General features: G+C 66.5%; 18 protein-coding genes and 2 pseudogenes. 12 read left to right on the top strand and 8 right to left on the bottom strand.

Translation table 11 applies throughout. From position 1 onward, the window contains the following. Positions 1–34: 34 nt before the first annotated feature. A complete protein-coding gene (locus FLG15_RS02150; RefSeq protein ID WP_057678748.1) occupies positions 35–652 on the bottom strand; it encodes a CDP-alcohol phosphatidyltransferase family protein in 618 nt (205 codons plus the stop codon). A 73-nt stretch (positions 653–725) separates the two neighbouring features. Between FLG15_RS02150 and purH the strand changes: the two genes are divergently transcribed. The 5 genes and pseudogenes from purH to yccS all read left to right on the top strand — a co-directional run bounded on the left by purH (position 726) and on the right by yccS (position 6916). Further along, positions 726–2309: a bifunctional phosphoribosylaminoimidazolecarboxamide formyltransferase/IMP cyclohydrolase gene (gene purH / locus FLG15_RS02145; RefSeq protein WP_057678749.1), complete on the top strand. Its 1584-nt coding sequence runs from the start codon at positions 726–728 to the stop codon at positions 2307–2309. A 44-nt stretch (positions 2310–2353) separates the two neighbouring features. Beyond that, positions 2354–3055: a hypothetical protein gene (locus FLG15_RS02140; protein WP_081023000.1), complete on the top strand. Its 702-nt coding sequence runs from the start codon at positions 2354–2356 to the stop codon at positions 3053–3055. Beyond that, the gene (gene purD / locus FLG15_RS02135; protein ID WP_057678750.1) at positions 3052–4347 is read left to right on the top strand and encodes a phosphoribosylamine--glycine ligase; all 1296 of its coding nucleotides are present in this window, start codon (positions 3052–3054) and stop codon (positions 4345–4347) included. The genes FLG15_RS02140 and purD overlap by 4 nt, the downstream gene beginning before the upstream one ends. A gap of 93 nt (positions 4348–4440) precedes the next feature. Next, positions 4441–4636, top strand: a pseudogene (locus tag FLG15_RS02130) (hypothetical protein). 66 nt (positions 4637–4702) lie between these two features. Beyond that, a complete protein-coding gene (gene yccS, locus FLG15_RS02125) occupies positions 4703–6916 on the top strand; it encodes a YccS family putative transporter (protein WP_150145457.1) in 2214 nt (737 codons plus the stop codon). Between the two features lie 253 nt (positions 6917–7169). On the opposite strand, the gene FLG15_RS02120 is transcribed toward yccS, so the two are convergent. Beyond that, a complete protein-coding gene (locus FLG15_RS02120; RefSeq protein ID WP_150145455.1) occupies positions 7170–8360 on the bottom strand; it encodes an MFS transporter in 1191 nt (396 codons plus the stop codon). A gap of 97 nt (positions 8361–8457) precedes the next feature. On the opposite strand from FLG15_RS02120, the gene FLG15_RS02115 reads away from it, so the two are divergent. The 5 genes from FLG15_RS02115 to FLG15_RS02090 all read left to right on the top strand — a co-directional run bounded on the left by FLG15_RS02115 (position 8458) and on the right by FLG15_RS02090 (position 12766). Further along, positions 8458–9360 carry a LysR family transcriptional regulator gene (locus tag FLG15_RS02115; protein WP_150145453.1) on the top strand — a complete coding sequence of 301 codons (903 nt, stop codon included), beginning with the start codon at positions 8458–8460 and terminating at the stop codon, positions 9358–9360. A gap of 68 nt (positions 9361–9428) precedes the next feature. Beyond that, positions 9429–11351: an MFS transporter gene (locus FLG15_RS02110; RefSeq protein ID WP_057678753.1), complete on the top strand. Its 1923-nt coding sequence runs from the start codon at positions 9429–9431 to the stop codon at positions 11349–11351. A gap of 462 nt (positions 11352–11813) precedes the next feature. Continuing rightward, on the top strand, positions 11814–12158 hold the full coding sequence (locus tag FLG15_RS02100) for a CD225/dispanin family protein (RefSeq protein WP_005920117.1): 345 nt from the start codon (positions 11814–11816) through the stop codon (positions 12156–12158). Then, positions 12158–12568 carry a DUF2752 domain-containing protein gene (locus FLG15_RS02095; RefSeq protein WP_057678754.1) on the top strand — a complete coding sequence of 137 codons (411 nt, stop codon included), beginning with the start codon at positions 12158–12160 and terminating at the stop codon, positions 12566–12568. Before FLG15_RS02100 ends, FLG15_RS02095 begins: the two co-directional genes overlap by 1 nt. A gap of 18 nt (positions 12569–12586) precedes the next feature. After that, on the top strand, positions 12587–12766 hold the full coding sequence (locus FLG15_RS02090; protein WP_081022999.1) for a hypothetical protein: 180 nt from the start codon (positions 12587–12589) through the stop codon (positions 12764–12766). A 169-nt stretch (positions 12767–12935) separates the two neighbouring features. On the opposite strand, the gene FLG15_RS02085 is transcribed toward FLG15_RS02090, so the two are convergent. The 6 genes and pseudogenes from FLG15_RS02085 to FLG15_RS02060 all read right to left on the bottom strand — a co-directional run bounded on the left by FLG15_RS02085 (position 12936) and on the right by FLG15_RS02060 (position 17832). Next, entirely contained in the window at positions 12936–13826 is an 891-nt protein-coding gene (locus FLG15_RS02085; protein ID WP_039567472.1) for a cobalamin biosynthesis protein, read from the bottom strand. Between the two features lie 73 nt (positions 13827–13899). Beyond that, positions 13900–14790, bottom strand: coding sequence for an NAD(+) diphosphatase (gene nudC, locus FLG15_RS02080; RefSeq protein WP_150145451.1), 891 nt, complete (start codon positions 14788–14790; stop codon positions 13900–13902). Between the two features lie 293 nt (positions 14791–15083). Further along, positions 15084–15221 (bottom strand): annotated as a pseudogene (locus FLG15_RS23305) (alpha/beta hydrolase); the annotation flags it as partial. A gap of 950 nt (positions 15222–16171) precedes the next feature. Further along, complete coding sequence (erpA, locus tag FLG15_RS02070) at positions 16172–16558, bottom strand: iron-sulfur cluster insertion protein ErpA (protein WP_057678759.1); 387 nt, start codon at positions 16556–16558, stop codon at positions 16172–16174. 83 nt (positions 16559–16641) lie between these two features. Continuing rightward, positions 16642–17091 (bottom strand): bactofilin family protein, encoded by a 450-nt coding sequence (locus FLG15_RS02065; protein ID WP_017155954.1) that lies wholly within the window; start codon positions 17089–17091, stop codon positions 16642–16644. A gap of 3 nt (positions 17092–17094) precedes the next feature. After that, entirely contained in the window at positions 17095–17832 is a 738-nt protein-coding gene (locus FLG15_RS02060; RefSeq protein WP_081022997.1) for a DUF6776 family protein, read from the bottom strand. 140 nt (positions 17833–17972) lie between these two features. On the opposite strand from FLG15_RS02060, the gene FLG15_RS02055 reads away from it, so the two are divergent. Next, positions 17973–18599, top strand: coding sequence for a DUF4126 domain-containing protein (locus FLG15_RS02055; RefSeq protein ID WP_104619798.1), 627 nt, complete (start codon positions 17973–17975; stop codon positions 18597–18599). Between the two features lie 38 nt (positions 18600–18637). Further along, the gene (locus FLG15_RS02050; protein ID WP_057678758.1) at positions 18638–20614 is read left to right on the top strand and encodes an EAL domain-containing protein; all 1977 of its coding nucleotides are present in this window, start codon (positions 18638–18640) and stop codon (positions 20612–20614) included. The last annotated feature ends 7 nt before the right edge of the window (positions 20615–20621 follow it).

Raw genomic sequence — 20621 nt, 5'->3', positions numbered from 1 at the left:
GCGCGGCCAGCGGCATTGCTGCAGGACTGGATCGCTAGGTGCCTGCGGGCGCCTGCGCCAGCCCGGCGCGCACCCGCCGCCACACCGTGGCCGTGCAGGCCAGACTCAAGGCGATGGCGACCCAGGTGACGCCGCGCGCACCGAGCAAGCCACAGGCCAGGCCAACGCCCAGCACGCCGATCACGAAGGCGCGGTCGCTCTTGCCCATCGGACCGTCGTAGCGGCGGCTGGCGCCGACCATCAGGCCGAGCACGCCGGCGTATTCGGTCAGCGCGGCCAGCAGCGCGAAGATCCACAGCCAGGCTGCGCTCACACCGGGCACGCCAAGCAGGCTCAAGTACAACGCCGCATCGGCCACCACATCGCAGAGCTCGTTGAGGTAGGCGCCCAGCCGCGACTGCTGGCCGAACTCGCGCGCCAGCATGCCGTCCACCGCATTGAGCGCCATGCGCACCAGCATCCACACCGGCAGCAACAGATACAGCACCGGCCAGCTGGGGCCGCCGCGCAACACCACTGCCGCCACCATCAGCGACACCGCCGCAGCGATCAGCGTGACCTGATTGGCGGTGATGCCACCGCGATACAGCGCGCCCACCATCGGCCGCAGCAGCGCCTGGAAGCGTCCTTTCAGTGCATAGATCGAAGCCATACGGGGTGTTGAGTCCATTCGAGCGCTGGCGCAGCCTACAATATCGGCTGCTCCGCAACGACATCCCCCACCGATGGCCTCTGATTTCCTGCCCGTGCGCCGGGCCCTGCTCTCCGTTTCCGACAAGACCGGCCTGATCGATCTGGCCCGCGCGCTGGTGGCGCGCAACGTCGAGCTGCTGTCCACCGGCGGCACCGCCAAGGCGATCCGCGAAGCCGGCCTGCCGGTGAAAGACGTTGCCGAGCTGACCGGTTTCCCGGAAATGATGGATGGCCGCGTCAAGACCCTGCACCCGCTGGTGCACGGCGGCCTGCTCGGACGCGCCGGTGTCGACGAAGCGGTGATGGCCGAGCACGGCATCGTGCCGATCGACCTGCTGGTGCTGAACCTGTATCCATTCGAGTCGGTCACGGTCAAGGCCGATTGCACCCTGGCCGATGCGGTGGAAAACATCGACATCGGCGGCCCGGCGATGTTGCGCAGCGCGGCCAAGAATTTCGCGCGCGTGGCCGTGGCCACCGATCCGGCGCAGTACGCCGACCTGCTGGCCGAGTTGGAGGCAAACGACGGGCGGCTGTCAGCGGCCAAGCGCTTTGCGCTGTCGGTGGCCGCGTTCAACCGCGTGGCGCAGTACGACGCGGCGATCAGCAACTATCTCTCGGCCGTGGCCGACAGCGCCGAGGCAGTGCCCACGCGCAGCCCGTTCCCGGCGCAGATCAATTCCAACTTCGTCAAGGTGATGGACCTGCGCTACGGCGAAAACCCGCACCAGTCCGGCGCGTTCTACCGCGACCTGTACCCGGTGCCGGGCACGCTGGCCACCTTCCAGCAGTTGCAGGGCAAGGAACTCAGCTACAACAACCTGGCCGATGCCGATGCGGCGTGGGAATGCGTGCGCCAGTTCGATGCGCCGGCCTGCGTGATCGTCAAGCACGCCAACCCGTGCGGCGTGGCAGTAGGCGCGGGCTGCGGCGATGCCTACGAGTTGGCCTACGCCACCGACCCCACCAGCGCGTTCGGCGGCATCCTGGCGTTCAACAAGACCCTGGACGCAGCGACGGCAAAGGCCATTCTGGACCGCCAGTTCGTCGAAGTGCTGATCGCACCCGACTACGAAGCCGGTGCGCTGGACTACGCCACCAAGAAGGCCAACGTGCGCGTGCTCAAGATTCCGCACGGCAATGGCCTCAACAACTACGACACCAAGCGGATCGGCTCGGGCCTGTTGATGCAGTCGGCCGACAACCGCGGCATGTCGCTGGGCGAGTTGAGCGTGGTCACCCAGCGTGCGCCCAACGAGGCAGAACTGGGCGATCTGCTGTTTGCCTGGCGCGTGGCCAAGTACGTCAAATCCAACGCGATCGTGTATGCCAAGGACAGCCGCACCATTGGCGTGGGCGCCGGGCAGATGAGCCGCGTGGTCAGCGCCAAGATCGCCGCACTCAAGGCCGAGGAAGCCAAGCTCACCGTGGCCGGCTCGGTGATGGCATCGGATGCGTTCTTCCCGTTCCGCGACGGCATCGATGCTGCGGCTGCGGCCGGCATCAAGGCGGTGATCCAGCCCGGCGGTTCGATGCGCGATGGCGAGGTGATCGCCGCCGCCGACGAACACGGCATCGCGATGGTGTTTACCGGCGTGCGCCATTTCCGGCATTGATTGGTTTCGCTCAGAGCTATTAAGAAAGGAAAAGGATTCGTTCAATGCCAGCCTCTTCAACTTCAGCACTCTATGAAATCCTCGTCAAGATAACGGGCCATCGATCGGGAGTAGACTTCTACACAGGCTGGAAGCAGATATTTCCTAGCGCTGACAACAATGACGTACTGCGCCAGATAGGCCTCATCTACCAGCTTACTGATAGCGCAAAGCAAGAAATTGAGTCGATTTCCTCAAAAGTAAGCGCGCGCTCGACTAATCATTGGCGAACACAGATTTTAGCTGCGCTGACGAATCCTGGCACACACTGGGAGGGATTCCGAAAAGCCTTTGACGATCACACGTTGAGCTACCTAGAGCTCCAGGCAACGCTTATTGAGGGCAAGCTAAGTGACTCACCGATTTCGACCGAAATTCTCACTGAAGCTGTAGACAACTTGAGAGAGGCAATCCGGCTACTTGTAGAGTCCGACATTCCTCGCGAACAGAAAATCCAACTGGTAAGGCAATTGCGCGAATTGGTCGCAGCCATAGAGGACTATGAATTTGTCGGAAACCCTGGAGTTTTTAGTAAATTCAAAGCAACCACATTTGATCTTGCCGCAGTAAAAACAATCGAAAAAAATTTCCCAAAAATTGATGAACTTGAGAAGGGGCTGTCAATCCTTGCGAATGCGATTGCCATCTCTTCAAGCTTGAAGGGCTTAGCAAAACCAGCATTGAAACTGTTAGGAATTGAGGCATGAAAATCCTCGTCATCGGCTCCGGCGGCCGTGAACACGCCCTGGCCTGGAAGATCGCGCAGTCCGCGCACGTGAGCGAGGTGCTGGTGGCACCGGGCAACGCCGGCACCGCCACCGAAGCCAAATGCCGCAATGTCGCGATCAAGGTCGACGACCTAGACGGGCTGCTCGCCCTGACGCAGCGCGAAGCCGTCGCGCTCACCGTGGTCGGCCCGGAAGTGCCGCTGGTGCTGGGCGTGGTCGACCGCTTCCATGCCGCCGGCCTGCGCATCTTCGGGCCCACCGCCAAGGCCGCGCAGCTGGAAGGCAGCAAGGCCTTCGCCAAGGATTTCCTGGCCCGCCATGGCATCCCCACCGCGTATTACGCCGTGCACACCGACGTGGACGCCGCGCTGGCGTATGTGCGCGAGAAAGGCGCGCCGATCGTGGTCAAGGCCGATGGCCTGGCTGCCGGCAAGGGCGTGATTGTGGCGATGACCTTGGCCGAGGCCGAAGAGGCGGTGCGCGACATGCTCTCGGGCAATGCGTTCGGCGATGCCGGCGCACGCGTGGTCATCGAGGAATTCCTCGATGGCGAAGAAGCCAGCTTCATCTCGATGGTCGATGGCAAACATGCCCTGCCGATGGCGACCAGCCAGGACCACAAACGCGTCGGCGACGGCGACACCGGCCCCAATACCGGCGGCATGGGCGCCTACTCGCCGGCGCCGGTGGTCACGCCCGAGGTGCATGCGCGGGTGATGCGCGAGGTGGTCGAGCCGACCGTGCAGGGCATGATCGCCGACGGCGTGCCGTTCACCGGCTTTCTGTATGCCGGGCTGATGATCGATGCGCACGGCGCGCCGAAGGTGATCGAATTCAACGTGCGCTTCGGCGACCCGGAAACCCAGCCGGTGATGCTGCGCCTGCGGTCGGATCTGGTCGATCTGCTCGACGCGGCCATCGACGGCAAGCTCGATGGCGCGCACGCGCAGTGGGACCCGCGCCCGTCGCTGGGCGTGGTCATCGCTGCCAAGCCTTACCCGGACACCCCGGTCACCGGGGAGGTCATCACCGGGCTGGACGCGGTGCCGGCCAGCGCCAAGGTTTTCCACGCCGGCACTGCGCTGAATGCCGCCGGCGAGGTGATCAGCGCCGGTGGCCGCGTGCTGTGCGTTGCGGCGCTGGGCGACAGCGTGCGGGACGCCCAGCGCAACGCCTATGCCGGCCTCGAGCCGATCCACTGGCCCAACGCCTTCCAGCGCAGCGACATCGGCTGGCGGGCCATCGCCCGCGAGCGGCAGGCGCAGGGCTGAACCGCGTCCTTTCCCGCCGGCGGGGGAAGCTGCCTGAAGGGCGGAGGGGGCAAGCTCGAACACCCCTTGGTATCGGCCGAACAGCGCAACAGCTTGCTGGTACTCACCGACAAGGCGCTGTTCAAGCGCGCAGCCACAGGTTGCAAGGTCGCCAAGCGCGAACGACGGCCGTGCAGCTGGGCGGACGCGCAGTTCGCATGGCTGCGCGCAGCGCCTGCAGCGGGGGTTGCGGCGCAATCGTGCACTCCGCTCCAGTCCGCACAGCTGCCGGCTACTGACAAAGAACTAGCCGTCGTCCACACCGCCGGCGCGTAGCTGCGGCAATAATGCCCGGGCTCCCCGCCTTGTAGAGACCGTGGCCACTCCCTCCTTCGAAACCCGCTTAAGCCGTTTGTGGGCTCATGAAAAGGCCAGCTATGGCCTGCGTGTGTTCATCGCGTTGGCGGTGGCGATGGGCGTGTGCTGGCACTGGCAACAGCTCACTGCGGTGCCGGCGCTGTTTCTGGGCGCCATTGCCAGCGCCATTGCCGAGACCGACGACAACTGGCTGGGCCGCATCAAATCGGTGCTGCTCTCGCTGCTGTGTTTCGCCGCCGCAGCCGCCGCCGTGGTGGTGCTGTTTCCGTACCCATTACCGTTCGTGCTGGGCATGGCGTTGGCCACGTTCTCGCTGACCCTGCTCGGTGCGCTGGGCGAGCGCTATGCCTCGATCGCGCAGGCCACGGTGGCCTTGTCGATCTACGCCATGATCGGCATGGACCAGCATGGCAGCCACGATCCGCTGATCGCCTGGCACGGCGCGGCGCTGCTGCTGATCGGTGCCACCTGGTACGGCGTGCTGTCGATCCTGTGGACCATCTTGTTCGCCAATCGCCCAGTGCGCGAGCGGCTGTCGCGGCTGTTTTTCGAGTTGGGCCGCTACCTCAAGCTCAAGGCCGATCTGTTCGAACCGGTGCGCCAGAGCGACCTGCATGCACGCCGGCTGGCGCTGGCCGAGCAGAACGCCAAGGTGGTTGGCGCGCTCAATGCGGCCAAGACCGCCATCATGAGCCGCTTCGGCCGCTCGGGGCGGCCGGGCGTGCAATCGGGCCTGTATTTCCGCCTGTATTACATGGCCCAGGACTTCCATGAGCGCGCCAGCTCCTCGCACTATCCCTACGAGGCGCTGACCGACGCGTTCTTCCACAGCGACGTGCTGTATCGCTGCCAGCGCCTGCTCGCCCTGCAAGGCAAAGCGTGCGCGGCGTTGGGCGAGGCGATTCGCCTGCGCCATCCGTTCGATTACGGCGACAGCAGCCGCCTGGCCACCGAAGACCTGCGCCAATCGCTGGACTATCTGCACGCGCGCGCCGACCCCGCACTGGCCCGCCTGCTCGGCGCGCTGGAACTGCTGGTGACCAACCTGCAGAGCATCGAACGCAGGTTGTCGGAAGCGGCGCAATCCGATTCCACCAGCGACAACCTCGACACCCGGCTGCGCGACTCCTCGCCGCATACCTTGCGCGAAATGGGTGCGCGGCTGGTGCAGCAACTCACACCCGGCTCGGTGCTGTTCCGCCACGGCCTGCGCATGGCCATCGCGCTGCTGGTGGGCTACGCCATCATGCAATCCATCCATGCCGACAACGGCTACTGGATCCTGCTCACCACCGCATTCGTCTGCCGGCCCAACTACGGCGCCACGCGCTTGCGGCTGGTGCAGCGCATTGCCGGCACCTTGATCGGCCTGGTCGCCACCTGGGCGCTGATGCAGCTGTTCCCCGGCACCGAAGTGCAACTGTTGCTGGCGCTGGCCGGCGCGCTGGTGTTCTTCATCACCCGCACCGATCGCTACATGCTGGCCACCGCCGGCATCACGGTGATGGCGCTGTTCTGCTTCAACCTGCTGGGCGATGGCTTCGTGCTGATCTGGCCGCGCCTGATCGACACCCTGATTGGTTGCGCGATTGCCGCGGCCGCCTCGTTCCTGATCCTGCCGGACTGGCAGGGCCGCCGGCTGAACCAGGTGATGGCCACGGTGCTGGCCAGCTGCGCGCGATATCTGGCCCAGGTGCTGGAGCAGTACGCCAGCGGCAAGCGCGACGACCTGCCCTACCGCATTGCGCGCCGCGACATGCACAACGCCGATGCCGCGTTGTCGGTGGCGTTATCCAACATGCTGCGCGAACCCGGCCGCTATCGGCGCAATCTGGATGCGGGCTTTCGCTTCCTGGCGCTGTCCAACACCTTGCTCGGCTATCTGTCGGCACTGGGCGCGCACCGCGCCGCGCTGGAGGGCGAACACGATGCCACCATCGCGCACGCCGGCGAGTATCTGCAGCGCGCACTGAGCGAGATCGCCAGCGCCCTTGGCCAACGGCAACCGCTGCCGGCGCATGACGAAAGCGAAGAACTGGCCACCGCCGAGGCGCTGGAACATCACCACGTGCAGTTACCGCCCAAGCAACGCCTGGTGCGCGACCAGCTGGCATCGACGCCGCGCCTGCTGCCCAAGTTGCGCGCTGCCGCGCTGGCAGTGACAACGGCACCGGCAGAGCGCGCGCCGCGTCTGGCGACTGCCAAGGCCTAAGGCGTGTCATGTCCCTTGAGACGAGTGCGAAGCGTGTCGTGGCGCGTCGAGACAAGGCGTGCGCTGCGGCCCAGGCTTGCCATGCAACGCGGTATCGGCGCGCCACAGGGCGTTTCTCGGGGGTTGGCCGTCAGCGGCACGGGTGGACGCCGCGCCGCCCATGCAGCCTCGATACGGTAGGCGATGTGGAACATGGTGATGCCGCGCAATCGCCGGCTTCGTGCGTTCGCTGCGTTGTCGCCAGCGGTTGCGCTCACTTCCATTGCTTGCGCGCCACGCTCAGCCCCACCCAACCCAATGCCGCTGCAGCCAGGACCGCGCCGCCGATCACCACCCCCATCCACCCGGCCTGCGCATACGCCGCCGTGCCCAACGTCGACCCCACCGCACCCCCGATGAAATAGCAGGTGATGTAGGCCGAGGTGATGCGATTGCGCGCCGCCGGGTTGCGCTGGTAGATCACGCTCTGGTTGGCGATATGCACGCCCTGCACTGCGATATCCAGCAGCAGCACGCCGACGATCAGCAACGCGATCGACTGCGGCGCAAACGCCAGCAAGCCCCACGACAGCAGCAACATCGCCAGCCCGCCCCAGCTCACGCGGTCACCATGGCCGCGATCGGACCAATGCCCGGAGCGATTGGCCGCCAGTGCACCGGCCGCACCGATCAGGCCGAACAAGCCAATCACCGCAGTGCCGTAGCCATAGCTCGGCCCGGACAACAAAAACGCCAGCGTGGTCCAGAACATGCTGAAGCCGGCAAAGATCAGCCCGCCCAGCACCGCGCGCGAACGCAGCACCGCATCGTCGCGCAGCAGCGTCAGCACCGAGCCCACCAACTGCGGATACGCCAGTTGCGCATTGCCGGGATGGCGCGGCAGCCCGCGCCACAACAGCCCGGCGGTGAGCAACAACGCAACCGAGGCGATCCAGTACACCGTGTGCCAGCCGCCAACGCCGGCCAGCACGCCGGCGGCGGTGCGCGCCAGCAGGATCCCCAGCAGCAACCCGCTCATCACCGTCCCGATCACCCGGCCACGCTCGTGAGGCGCCGCCAGCGTGGCGGCAAACGGCACCAGGATCTGCGCCGCCACCGAGCTGGCGCCGGTCACGATGGTACCCACCAACAACATCGCAAAGCTGTGCGAACTGGCGCTCACCAACAGCCCAAGCGCGCTCAGGACGAACAGGCCCACGATCAGGCCGCGTCGCTCCAGCCGGTCGCCCAGTGGCACCAGCAACAGCAGCCCCGCCGCGTAGGCCAGCTGCGCCGCCGTGACCACCGCACCGGCACTGCGCACCTGGATGCCGAACGCCTGCGCCAGCGTTTCCAGCAGCGGCTGGGCGTAGTAATTGCTCGCCACCGCCAACCCGGTGGCGGCCGCCATCAGCAGCACCAGGCGGCGGGGCAAGGGCGGGTGGGAGGTAGGCTCGGTCTGCATGGCGGCTGCCTGGTCAAGGAATGCGCACAGTGTGGGCAGCCGGCAGGCATCTTTCCAATGTATTGTTTTCACCGTTGCCATCGTGTTTCGAGATTGCATGCTGACCTTGCGCCAATTGGAATTTGCCGTAGCCGTCGCCGAAGAAGGCGGCTTCACCGCTGCTGCGCGCCGCTGCAACACCGTGCAATCGGCGCTCAGTCACCAGGTCGCCAAGATCGAAGAGACCTTCGGCGCACGCCTGTTCGAACGCGGCACCCGCCAGGTGCGGCCCACTACCGCCGGCGAGGTGTTCCTGCACAACGCCCGCCAGACCCTGCGCGCTGCCGAGCGCCTGCACGAGGAAATGGCGCAGGCCCTGGGCACCGTGCGTGGGCGGCTGGCGTTGGGGCAGATTTCCTCGCTCACCACCGTGCAACTGCCAGCGTTGCTGCATCAGTTCCGCAGCGCGCATGCGCGGGTGGACGTGCATCTGCGCACCGCCATGAGCGAGGCCTTGCTGCACGATCTGGGCGAAGGCCGGCTAGATGTCGCCCTGGTCGGTGTCGGCCCGCAGCTTGCGGTGCCGGCGCAGCGCCTGCTGCTGCATGAAGAGGCGCTAGCCTTGATCGTGGCGCCCGGCCACCGCTTTGCCGCGCGCAAGCGGGTGGCGCTGGCCGAGCTGGATGACGAACCGATGGCCGGGCTGGTTCCCGGTGCCGGCGTGCGCGGCATCATCGATGCTGCGTTTGCGCAGGGGGGCCTGCGGCAACGCCAGCAGTACGAAGTCACCCATGCCGATCTGGTGCGCGAACTGGTCGCTGCCAACCTCGGCGTGGGCATCGTCCCGCAGACCATGGCCGAGGCCATGCGCGGCGTGTTCACGGTGGCCTTGAAGGAGCGCTACCGCTTTCTGACCTACGCAGTGTGGCGGCCCGACCCCAGCCCGGCCGCACGCGCCTTCGTGGCCTTGCTGCGCGCCCAGCTCGCGCAACGCAGGCCACCAGCACGTAGAAGCCGCTGAGCGCAGCCGCCATCCACCAGCACGCCATGGAAGCCTGCTAGGCTGCGCGCGTTCGCAAAGGAAACTGCATGTCCGGTCACAGTCAGTTCGCCCTGCTCAGGCAGCGCCGCTTCTTGCCGTTCTTCGCTGTCCAGGCGCTGGGCGCGTTCAACGACAACGTCTATCGGCAGGCCATCATCGGCCTGCTGTTCTATCTCGGCATCGATGCCGCCCAGCGCACGCTGTATACGAACCTGGCGCCGGCCTTGTTCATCCTGCCGTACTTCCTGTTCTCCGCGCTGGCCGGGCAGATCGCCGAGAAGCTGGAAAAGCAGAAGCTCATCGTGATCACCACCACGATGGAGATCGCCATCATGTCGCTGGCTGCGGTGGGCTTCATCACCGAGAACATGGTGATCCTGCTGGTTGCGCTGTTCTGCACCGGCCTGCAGTCCACGCTGTTCGGGCCAGTGAAATATTCGATCCTGCCCTCGGTGCTGAAGCCGGAAGAACTCACCGGCGGCAATGGCCTGGTCGAAATGGGGACCTCGATTTCGATCCTGTGCGGTATGATCTTCGGCGGGCTGATCTTCCAGATCGCCGGCAGTCATGGGCCGGAGGCTGCGGCCACTGCGGTGATTGCGATTGCGGTGACCGGCAACCTGGTGGCGCGGCTGGTACCGCGCGTGGATGCCGGCGCGCCCGAGTTGAAGATCAACTGGAACCCCATTCCCGAATCGCGCGCCATCATGCGCCTGACCCGGCGCACGCTGGCGGTGCGCAACTCGGTGCTGGGCGTGTCGTGGTTCTGGTTCATCGGCACCGTGCTGACCGCGCAGCTGCCCACCTATGCGCAGCTCAACCTGGGCGGCCAGCAGGACCTTTACGTATTCGCGCTGGCGCTGTTTTCGATCGGCACCGGTGTGGGCTCGCTGCTGTGCGAACGGCTGTCCGGCCGCACCGTGGAAATCGGCCTGGTGCCGCTGGGCGCGTTCGGCATCAGCGCCTTCCTGCTGGACCTGTACTTCGCCCGGCCTGGCGCGGCGCCGGTCGCCGGCCTGTCGATCGGCCAGTTCGTGCAGCAGCCCGGCAGCGTGCGGCTGATCATCGACCTGGTCGGCATCGGCCTGTTCACCGGCCTGTTCGTGGTGCCGTTGTTTGCGCTGATCCAGAGCCGCACACCCAAGGCCGAGCTGTCGCGCGTGATCGCCGGGCTCAATATCCAGAACTCGTTGTTCATCGTGGCCGCGGCGGTGATCGGCATCGCGCTGCAGTTGCCGCAGGTGGTGCTGTTCGGGGTGCGGATTCCGCTGCCGGGCCTGAGCATTCCGCAGGTGTTCCTGGCACTGGCGATCGCCAACACGCTGGTAGCGTTGTGGATCTTCACCCTGGTGCCCGAGTTCCTGATGCGCTTTCTCAGCTGGGTGCTGGTGAGCGTGTTGTACCGCCTGCGCGCGCGCGACATCGACGCGCACGTGCCCGACGAGGGCGCCGCCCTGCTGGTATGCAACCACGTCAGCTACATGGACGCGCTGATCCTCTCAGCGGTGATTCCGCGCCCGGTGCGCTTTGTCATGTACTACAAGATCTTCCGCATCCCGGTGATGCGCTGGATCTTCCGCACCGCCAAGGCCATTCCGATCGCCGGCGCGCGCGAAGACCCAGCCTTGATGCAGCAGGCCTTCGATCGCATTGATGCCGCATTGGCCGATGGCGAGCTGGTGTGCATCTTCCCCGAGGGCGCATTGACCAAGGATGGCGAAATTGCACCCTTCAAGTCCGGCGTGGAAAAGATTCTGCAGCGCCGCAACGTGCCGCTCATTCCGATGGCGCTGCGCGGCATGTGGTCGAGCATGTGGAGCCGGCGCGACACGCGCCTGGGCCGCATGCGGGTGCCGCGGCGGATGCGCGCGCGGATCGAAGTGGTGGCAGGGGCAGCGGTTGCCGGCGATCAGGCCAGTGCCGCGCTGCTCGAACAACAGGTGCGCGCGCTGCGGCAGGATCAGCCCTGAGCCCAGCGGGTGCAGGCTTTGCGTCCATGGCGCGCCGCGAGTAGCCTGTGCGCCATTGCACGCTTTGCCGTCGCTGCCGCCAAGCGGACGCGGCCGGCCGTACCGGGGGACGTCATTGTGCTCAACATCATCGCGCCTGAGGCGTCTGCCGTGACCGGCGGGCGTCGCGCATTCCAGCGGCTGGCTGTGCCGGCAGCGATGGGCAGGCCACTGCGTGCGTCCGCTGCTCAGTGGTGGAGCGCCAGTTCGCTGGCGCGAGCAAAGATCCGGCGTCGCGTAGCGCGACTGGCCGCTGCCGCGACCGACACGCGGGCCCCGGCTCACACGCGCGCCACCCCTTGCACGCAGGCCATCCGGCCATCGTCAGCGCACACCGGGCGCATCACCGCCGCGCATGGCGCCCGATAATCCAACCCCACTCACCATCAGTTCGCTGTTGTTTACCACCCAAGGAGCTTCACCATGAGTGCCATGCCACCGCCGATCCATCCCTCGTCCAGCGCCGCCCCCGGCCCGGTGCCCAATCACCTGATCTGGGCGATCGTTTCCACCGTGCTGGGCTTTTGCCTGTGCTGCCCGGCCCTGATCTCCGGCATCGTGGCGATCGTGTTTTCCAGCAAGGTCAACGGCCTGCTCAACCAGGGCGACATCGACGGCGCACGTCGCGCCTCCAACACCGCCAAGACCTGGTGCATCGTGACCAGCGTGCTGGCCGCGATCGGCCTGCTGATCAACATCGGCATGGTGGCCACCGGCGGCATGCAGGGCTACATGGACTATATGCAGCAGTTGCAGCACATGCAGTAATGGAACTGCGTCCACGCCACTGGCTTGGACTGGGGGCGGCCACCAGCGTGGCCGCCCTTGGCGTGTCGTTGCTGTATCGCTTCGATCCGAATGCGGGCAACAGCCCGTTCCCGCCCTGCGTGTTCCGTGCCGTGACCGGCTGCTATTGCCCCGGCTGCGGCATGACGCGCGCGCTGTATGCGCTGGTGCATTTCGACCTGCCCGGCGCCTTCGCGATGAACCCGGCAGCGGTGCTGGGCCTGTTCACCCTGCCCGGCCTGATCGCCTGGAAAGCCGGCTGGCGCGCGCGCTGGTTCGCCCCGGTGGTGGCCGTGATGTCCGCACCGAAATTTTGGCTATGGGCCTTGCCGGCGTACTGGATCGCAAGGAACCTGCCGTGGTACCCGTTTACGCTGCTGGCGCCGGGTTAGGCCGGAAAGGACAACACAGTGACGCTGGAAGAAGAAGCTGACCGCGCTACCGCGCTGCTCGCCGGAAAGATCGTTCAAACGATCTGGCGTCACCGATCCGGGGAGCTCGTTATCCAGTTTACCGATGGAAGTCGGATCTTCGCTGATGTCAGAGAAGGTGCGCTTGAGCTTTCCATTACTGGTTGCAGTAACGACTAAGAGACCGCCTCTGATCAGATCGTTGCTCCAACAACTGCGCAGATTGAACGCGATATTCGAATCGCGTTGATGCAGGCCCGATAGGGAACAGCTGCGTGATCAGTTGGTGCTTCACAAGTCGCTGCGCGCAGTCTTCTGCAGTGCTCACAACTGGCAATGCGTGCACCGCTTATCGCACCCACCCGGCAATCACCAACAACGCCAGCACCACCAACCACAGTAGCAGCACGCGCCAGACCAGGCTCATCGCATCGCGCACTTCCGGCAGGCGGCGCCACACCGGCACCAGGCCCGAATCGGTGTAGTCGTGCGCTTCCTCGCGCAGCTCGGCGCTGACGCTGGCACGCGCCACCGCGCCCAGAAAATGCGGTTCCAACGACCAGCGATTGCCGTGCGCCTCGCGCCAGGCGCGGAACACGGTGTCGAAGTTACCCACCAGCGCCATCGACATCGTCATCAACTGCGCCACCGGCCATTCCAGCACCGCCAGCAGCCAACGTGCGCCGGCCAGATTGCGGGGCGGCAGCAACACGGCCAGCGGGCTTTCCACCGCCAGGGCCGTGAGCCGATACAGCACCGCGCCGAACGGCCCCAGCAGCAAAAACCACCACAGCACCGCGAACCAGCGCCGCAGGCCATTGACCACCACCGCTTCCACCAGCGATGGCGCGTCTTCGTGCACGCTGCCGCCGGCGGCCTGCAGGTGCGAGATCGCTTCGCGCCGCGTGTGCGGCTCGTCGGCGTCGATGACCGCTTCCACATCGCGATCCAGATCGCGCGGGCCCCAGGTCCAGGCCAGCACCGCCACGCCGAACAGCAGGTCCAGAAAGCCGTGCCAGACATCGTCCAGCAGCCATTGCACCAGCAACACCAACAGCGCCGGTAGCACGGCCAGCAGCACGCCATAGCGCCCTTGCCACGCACCGCGCCCGGCCGCGTAACTGTCCAGCCGGCGCAGCCATTGGCCGAACCAGGCGAAATTGCGCAGCTTGGCCACCTGCGCCGGCACCAGATGGCCCAGCGTGAGTGCGACGACGACGGCAACCAGGGTGGTGAACATGGGCAGGCCTCCTCAGCCGAGTCTAGCCGAGCGGACGCGAGCGCCGCTGCAACACCGCAACAGCCGGCCAGGCTCAGCCATGCGCACGATGCCACTGCTCGATCAATGCCCGCGCAATGGAGATCCGCGGCGGCAACCCGATGTCGCCCTCGCCGGCCAGCGCGGCGCTGACCTGCGCATGGCTCACCCAGCGCGCGTCTTCCAGTTCACCGGTGACCTGCGGCACCTCGGTCGCCGCGGCGCGCGCGGTGAAGCCCAGCATCAGCGCGCCCGGGAACGGCCACGGCTGCGCGCCCAGGTAGCGGCAGTCCTGCACATGCACGCGGGTTTCCTCGAATACTTCGCGCACCACAGTCTGCTCCAGCGACTCGACCGGTTCGACGAACCCGGCAATCACTGAATAACGTCCTGGCGCCCAACTGGCCTGACGCCCGAGCAGCAAGCGCGCGCCATCGCTGACCGCCACGATGATGGCCGGGTCCACGCGTGGGTAATGCTCGGTCTGGCATTGCGTGCAGTGCGCAATGAAGCCGGCGCGCCGGAATGCGATCGCACCGCCGCAGACGCCGCAAAAGCGCGTACGCGACTGCCAGTGCAACATCGCGCGCGCATAGGCGAAGGCGGTGGCGATCTCGGCAGGCCAGTCGGCAGCGGCCTGGCGCAGATCGATGCGCTGCGGCGCCTGCACCGGCACGCTGTCGGCCGGCACACAAAACCAGCCCGTCGCATCGCGCAGACCCAGGAAGATCGCGGCCTCCGGCCCGTCGCCCAGTTCGGCGCCATCCAGCAGCAGCGGCTGGCCATCGGCATCGGCCAGCGCCGCGCCCTTGGCGTCGATCAACAGCACACGGCCTTGTGGCCACAGACGCGCCAGGGCGTCGGGATCGTCACGCAACACATCGCCGCGATCGAGCGGCGCGTGGGTGAAGGCAAAACCGGAAGATGAAAAAAGAGACTCTGACATCGGCGCAAGCCTGACGATAATCGGCAGCGCCTGCAACCGTCGCACGCACTCTACCGAGCGCGCCTGCGGTGCGTGTTCAGACGCGGACGCCGCCCGCGCTGGCCGCCGGTATGGATGTGGTTCACGGCAGCTCGCGCGGCCCCATCACCGGACCGCGCGCAGGTGCGGCCATGTCAGCACACGCACCTTCGCCAATGATCACGGCAATGCATTGCAGCGGTGGCAGGGAAGAACCATGCAGGTGCGGGCCTGGGATACGCCCGCACCTGCAAACCCCTTGCAGGGTCAAGCAACGACCGAGGCGTCAGCGCTGCTTGTCCAAGCAAGGTACCGCGCGCGGGCGCGGCCTGCGCGCCGGGCGCAAACACTGCGCTGGCAATGCCCAACAGGGCCGCCAGGCCAAACACCGATCGGGAGTTGGTCTGCAACATGAAGTGATGCTCTCTGGGGAAAGGACGGAACAGACGCGCAGCAATCACTCGGCACTCGATCGGTACCGGTGCCCGATCGAGGTGCGGAAGGAGCGGGAGAGGTCACTGCGCAACGGCTTGGAATCGACGCAACGCATGGCATGCGCATCAGCACGGTGTCGCACACGCCTGCGGTGGATCAGCGTGGACAAGCGGCAATGCCTGGAGAAAACGCGCATATCGTGGCGCCAGCGGTAAGCACGCACGCAGTATGGTCATCTGGATCTATGCACCATCACTCACGCACGAAGCCGACGCGCGCGCTGCGAAACCTGCAGCGCTGAAAATGTCGTAGCGCGTTAGGCGCGCGTGCAGGCGCAACCCAAGCAATCATGTGCGTGCCTCGCGATCGATAGCCAGCGACTCGCTGCAGCGCTGTCGTCGTACTGAAGCACCCTACGGCGCCGCGCGTGGCGCAGGCGCCTTGAAGGACGCACGTGGCTCGCAACTACGCGGCCGGTTCGCCGTTTTACGCGTCTCTATAAGGCGCACAGCGCTGCCATCGTCCTGAAGGATTGCCGCAGTCATTGCTCAACGTGAAGGCGCTCACACGCATGCCAGACCAGCGGCCGCCCTTCGCGCGCTACGCAGCTCGCATTGGCCGCATTCTGGTGATGGCGGCCGGCAGTTGCCCGACGCGCTGCAGCCGCGCAGCAAGCGATGCACCGCCCTCATCACAGCGCACACCGCGGACAAACAAGCCAACCCGGCCAGTCCCGCCATCTGCGCCGCGCCCACCGCATCGCCAGCGGGTCAACATCTAGCGCACAGCGCGCAACGCTGCCGCGATCGATCGCACGTTCGGCAATCAGCCTGTCAACAATACAGATGCACCACAGGAACACGCGCTAGGCGCCAGCAATGCGCGTTTACCCAGATGCGTCGAACAATCCGCATCTATCCCGATGCAATCAGACGCTGAAGCTGCTCCCGCAGCCGCAGGTGGTCTTCGCATTGGGATTGCGGATCACGAACTGCGCGCCGGTGAGGCTCTCGGTGTAATCCACCTCGGCACCCATCAGGTATTGCAGGCTCAGCGGATCCACCAGCAGCGTCACGCCATCGGTGGCCACGGCCAGGTCGTCCTCGGCGCGGTTCTCGTCGAACTCGAAGCCGTACTGGAAACCGGAACACCCTCCGCCTTGGATGTACACGCGCAATGCCAGGTCGGCGTTGCCTTCTTCCTGGATCAGCTCGCGCACCTTGGCGGCAGCGGCCACGGAAAAGTTCAGTGGCCGGCCGATGGACTGGTAGTCCGGCGCCGGGGCGGCAGTGGGAAGCGAAACGAGCGTACTCATGGCGCCAGCATGGGGGCCAGACGGCCCCACTTCAAGCCAGGCCGCCGCATCGGCTGCCACGGCATTCACCGCGCATGCGTCACTCAGGCGTCGGCGGTTTCGGCCTGCAATGCCGTGACCGGCTCGGCACGGCTGGCTTCCGGCGCTGGCAGCGCCGCGGTTGCGCCGGCCGTAGCGGCATGGATCAGTCGCCCGGTGAGCTGTGCGCCGGCGCTCATTTCCACCACCTGGTAATGCACATTGCCCTGCACGCGCGCATTGGCGGCCAGTTCGACCCGCTCGGCCGCATGCACATCGCCGATCAGCTGGCCGTTGATGATCACCACCGGCGCACGCACTTCGCCCTCGATGCTGCCCTGCTCGGCCACCGTCAGGGTCGCGCTGGCGCCGTCTTCGGCAATCACCTTGCCCAGGATGCGGCCTTCCACATACAGCCCGCCGCTGAACATCAGGTCGCCGCGGATGACCACCTGCGGCCCGATCAAGGTATCGACCACGGTCTGCGCACCACGGTTGGACTTGTTTCCGAACATGAGCTACTCCCCCGCGCCGTTGCCGGCGACTTTCCAATCGAATGTCTGACTGACCGGCGCCCCATCGCCGCTCAGGGAGATTTTGACACGTTGCGGGGTGAAATCCTTCGGCAGGATCACGCTACCGTCCAGCTGCTGGAAATAGCGGAACGAGTACGGCTGCCCGGCAGCATCGGGCTTCTGGTGCAACTCGTTCCAGCTCACCGTCACCAGCTTGCCGGCGCGCACGCCTTCCACCGCAAAGCGCAGCTGGCCCTGGCTGATTGCGCCACGGTTGAGGTTCTGGGTCAGCACCACGCTGTAATTCCAGGTGCCGCCGGCTTCGGCGGTGAATTGCACCGAGTGCGCGTTGAGCCCCTTGCGCTGTGCGGTGGAGCCCACCAGCCGCTCGTAGAACGCCACGTCGGCGCGCAGCGCGGCGATCTGCTCGTCGCGCTCGGCCAGAGAGGCCTGCACTTCGGTATTGGCCGCGCGGCTGATCTTGTCCGACATCGCCAGATTGACCTGGCGCTGCTGCAACTGCTCGATCTGCCGACGTTGCTGGGCCTGGCTGCGTCGCGCCTGCTGCAGCGCTGCCTCGGCCTCCACCAGCCGCGGGGCGGCCGTGCGGGTGGCCATCCACCACACCCCACCCAGCGACGCCAGCCACACGATGGCGACCACCAGCCACCACCAGCGGCCACTAGAACGGCCACCGCCGGAGGCACGTTGGACGATCTGTACGCGTGCGGCTGGTCTCATGGGCATCGGGTCCGGACGGGCCGGCGCAATCATGGGCGGCGTAGTGTGCCAGAGCCCCGACAATCGTCGCGCTGGCGCTGGACCGGCGGTTATCCCAAAGTTCTGCGATAGTTCTGCAATTGTTTGCAGGGAACCGCGCCATGAGCCAAGCGCATCTGTTCGTGATCGGCATCCTGCTGGCCTGGCTGGCCGGCATCCGGGTCTATCTCACCGTGTTCGGCGTCGGCCTGGCCGGCCTGCTGGGCTGGATCGACTTGCCGCCGGCGCTGCATCCGGCGCAGTCGTGGTGGGTGCTGGGTACTTCCGGCGCGCTGGCGGTGGCCGAATTCTTCGCCGACAAGATTCCGGGCGTGGACTCGGGCTGGGACCTGCTGCAGACGCTGGCGCGCGTGCCGGCCGGTGCCTTCCTGGCCGCGGCAACGCTCTCGCCCGACGGCGACCTGGGCGCAGGCGCGTTGGCGGCCGGTGCAGGCGTGGCGCTCACCAGCCACACGCTCAAGGCCGGCACCCGCGCACTGCTCAACACCTCGCCCGAACCGGCCAGCAACTGGGTCGCCTCCCTGGCCGAAGACACCATCGCCACCACGGCCTTGGCACTGGCACTGGCGCACCCCTGGCTGGCACTGGGTCTTGCGGTGGGCTCCAGCCTGCTGGCGGGGCTGGTGGTGTGGTGGGTCTGGCGATTGCTGTGGCGCGGCATGCGTCGGCTGGTTGCGCCGATGCGCCCCGCCGCCACGCCAACTGCACGCAGCTCCCCGCTACCGTGAAGTTCATCGCATAATCACAGCGACTGTAGGGAGTATCGATGGCCGCCCGAGATCCGGTTTCTTCCACCACGCGTGACGACACCGCCACGCGTAATCGTCCACTTCGCGCCGAGACCCCGCCGGCCGACCACTGGCGTCGCTGGGCCGATGAGGTTGCGTCGCCGGCCGACACCGCCGTGCCGGTGAGCGCGGCGATCATTCCTGCGCCTGCCACGGCAGCGGCGGCCCACCCGGCCGCGGCCGTGGCGGCGCCGCGCGCGGTGGCGGCCAGCGGCAGCGCACGGGTTGCCGCAGCACCGGCGCCCACGGCGTCACCCACATCGGCAGCGCCCACCGCGGCGCACGACGGCGAGGACACTGTCGCCGCCGATGCGCCCTACCGCGTCCTCATCGTCGAGGACGACCGCTCGCAGGCCTTGTTTGCGCAGAGCGTGCTGCACGGCGCCGGCATGCATGCGCAGGTCGAAATGACCGCCGCCAGCGTGCCGCAGGCGATCCAGGACTATCACCCGGATCTGATCCTGATGGATCTGCACATGCCCGAGCTGGACGGCATCCGCCTGACCACGCTGATCCGCCAGCAGCCCGGTCAGCAGTTGCTGCCGATCGTGTTCCTGACCGGCGACCCGGACCCGGAGCGCCAGTTCGAAGTGCTCGACAGCGGCGCCGACGACTTCCTCACCAAGCCGATCCGCCCGCGCCATCTGATCGCTGCGGTGTCCAACCGCATCCGCCGCGCACGCCAGCAGGCGCTGCAGCAAGTCGGCGAACAGGTCAGCGTGCGCAGCAATCCGGAAACCGGCCTGCCCACCCGCGGCCACGTGATGGACCTGCTCGCCGACGCGCTGGAGCGCAAGCAGTCCGGCGGCCTGTTCTTCATCGAGATCGCCAGTGCGCTCGGTCTGCGCGAGCGCTACGGCTATGCCGCCTACGAGCGCCTGATGACCCAGGCCGGGCACCGCCTGGCCAGCGCCGCCCAGCCCTATCCGCTGGCGCGCCTGAACGACAACAGCTTCCTGCTGCTGGCCGTCGAGATGCCCGAAGCCAGCCTGGAACAGCAGGCACTGGAGATCCGCCAGCGGCTGTCGGCCAACGCCTTCCCGGTGCGCGAAGAAGAATCCGTGCATGTGCGCTGCGCTATCGGCGTGGCACCGCTGGGCCTGGGCTTCGACGACACCGGCAGCGCGCTGGAAGCGGTCGAACGCACCGCGCTGCAGGCACGCCTGCGCAGCGACGGCGTGCAGACCTACCTGGCGCCCAGCCAGGCCGAACAGCAGGAACAACTGCGGCTGGTCGAAGGACAGCTGGAACTGGCCTATCAACCGATCGTGGCCGTGGCCGGCGGCGACACCGCGCAGTACCAGGTGCTGCTGCGGCTGCGCCAGGCCGATGGCACCCTGCTCTCGGCAGGCCAGGTCATTCCTGCCGCAGAAGCCGCCGGTCGCATCGCCGATCTGGACCAGCAGGTCATGGACCATGCGCTGGGCCTGCTGCACCTGTACCAGCACGCCAGCCCGCCGCTGCGCCTGTTCGTGTCGCAATCGCCGCGCACGCTGGCGCGCGACGCATTCGCCGACTGGCTGCTCAAGGCACTGGCCGAACGTGGCGTGGCCGGCCAGTCGCTGATCGTGGATCTGCGCCTGGACGATGCCTTGATCCACGCCGTCACCGTAGAGCAGTTCTGCGCCAAGTTGATGCCGGCCGGCGTGCAGTTCTGCCTCAGCCAGTTCGAGCCCGGCGACGAAGCCAATGCACTGTTGGCCCAGTTGCCGCTGAGCTTCGTGCGCATGGCCAACCGTTTCGCCGATGCGCACGGCAATGCGGCGGTACGCGACGAACTGCGCGGCGTCATCGACATCGCCCACCAGCGCGGCCTGCAGATCATCGGCCAACGCATCGAAGATCCGCAGGCAGCGGCCGCGATGTGGATGAGCGGCGTGGACTTCATCCAGGGCAACCTGGTGCAGACCGTCGGCAAGGAACTGGACTTCGACTTCACGAGCGCGGTGCTCTGAGTGAGAG

It is taken from the genome of Xanthomonas phaseoli pv. dieffenbachiae, from assembly GCF_008639345.1.
Classification (GTDB): domain Bacteria; phylum Pseudomonadota; class Gammaproteobacteria; order Xanthomonadales; family Xanthomonadaceae; genus Xanthomonas; species Xanthomonas phaseoli.
Note: the sequence above shows the minus strand (reverse complement) of the source record. Positions and strands in the feature narration are given on the sequence as shown.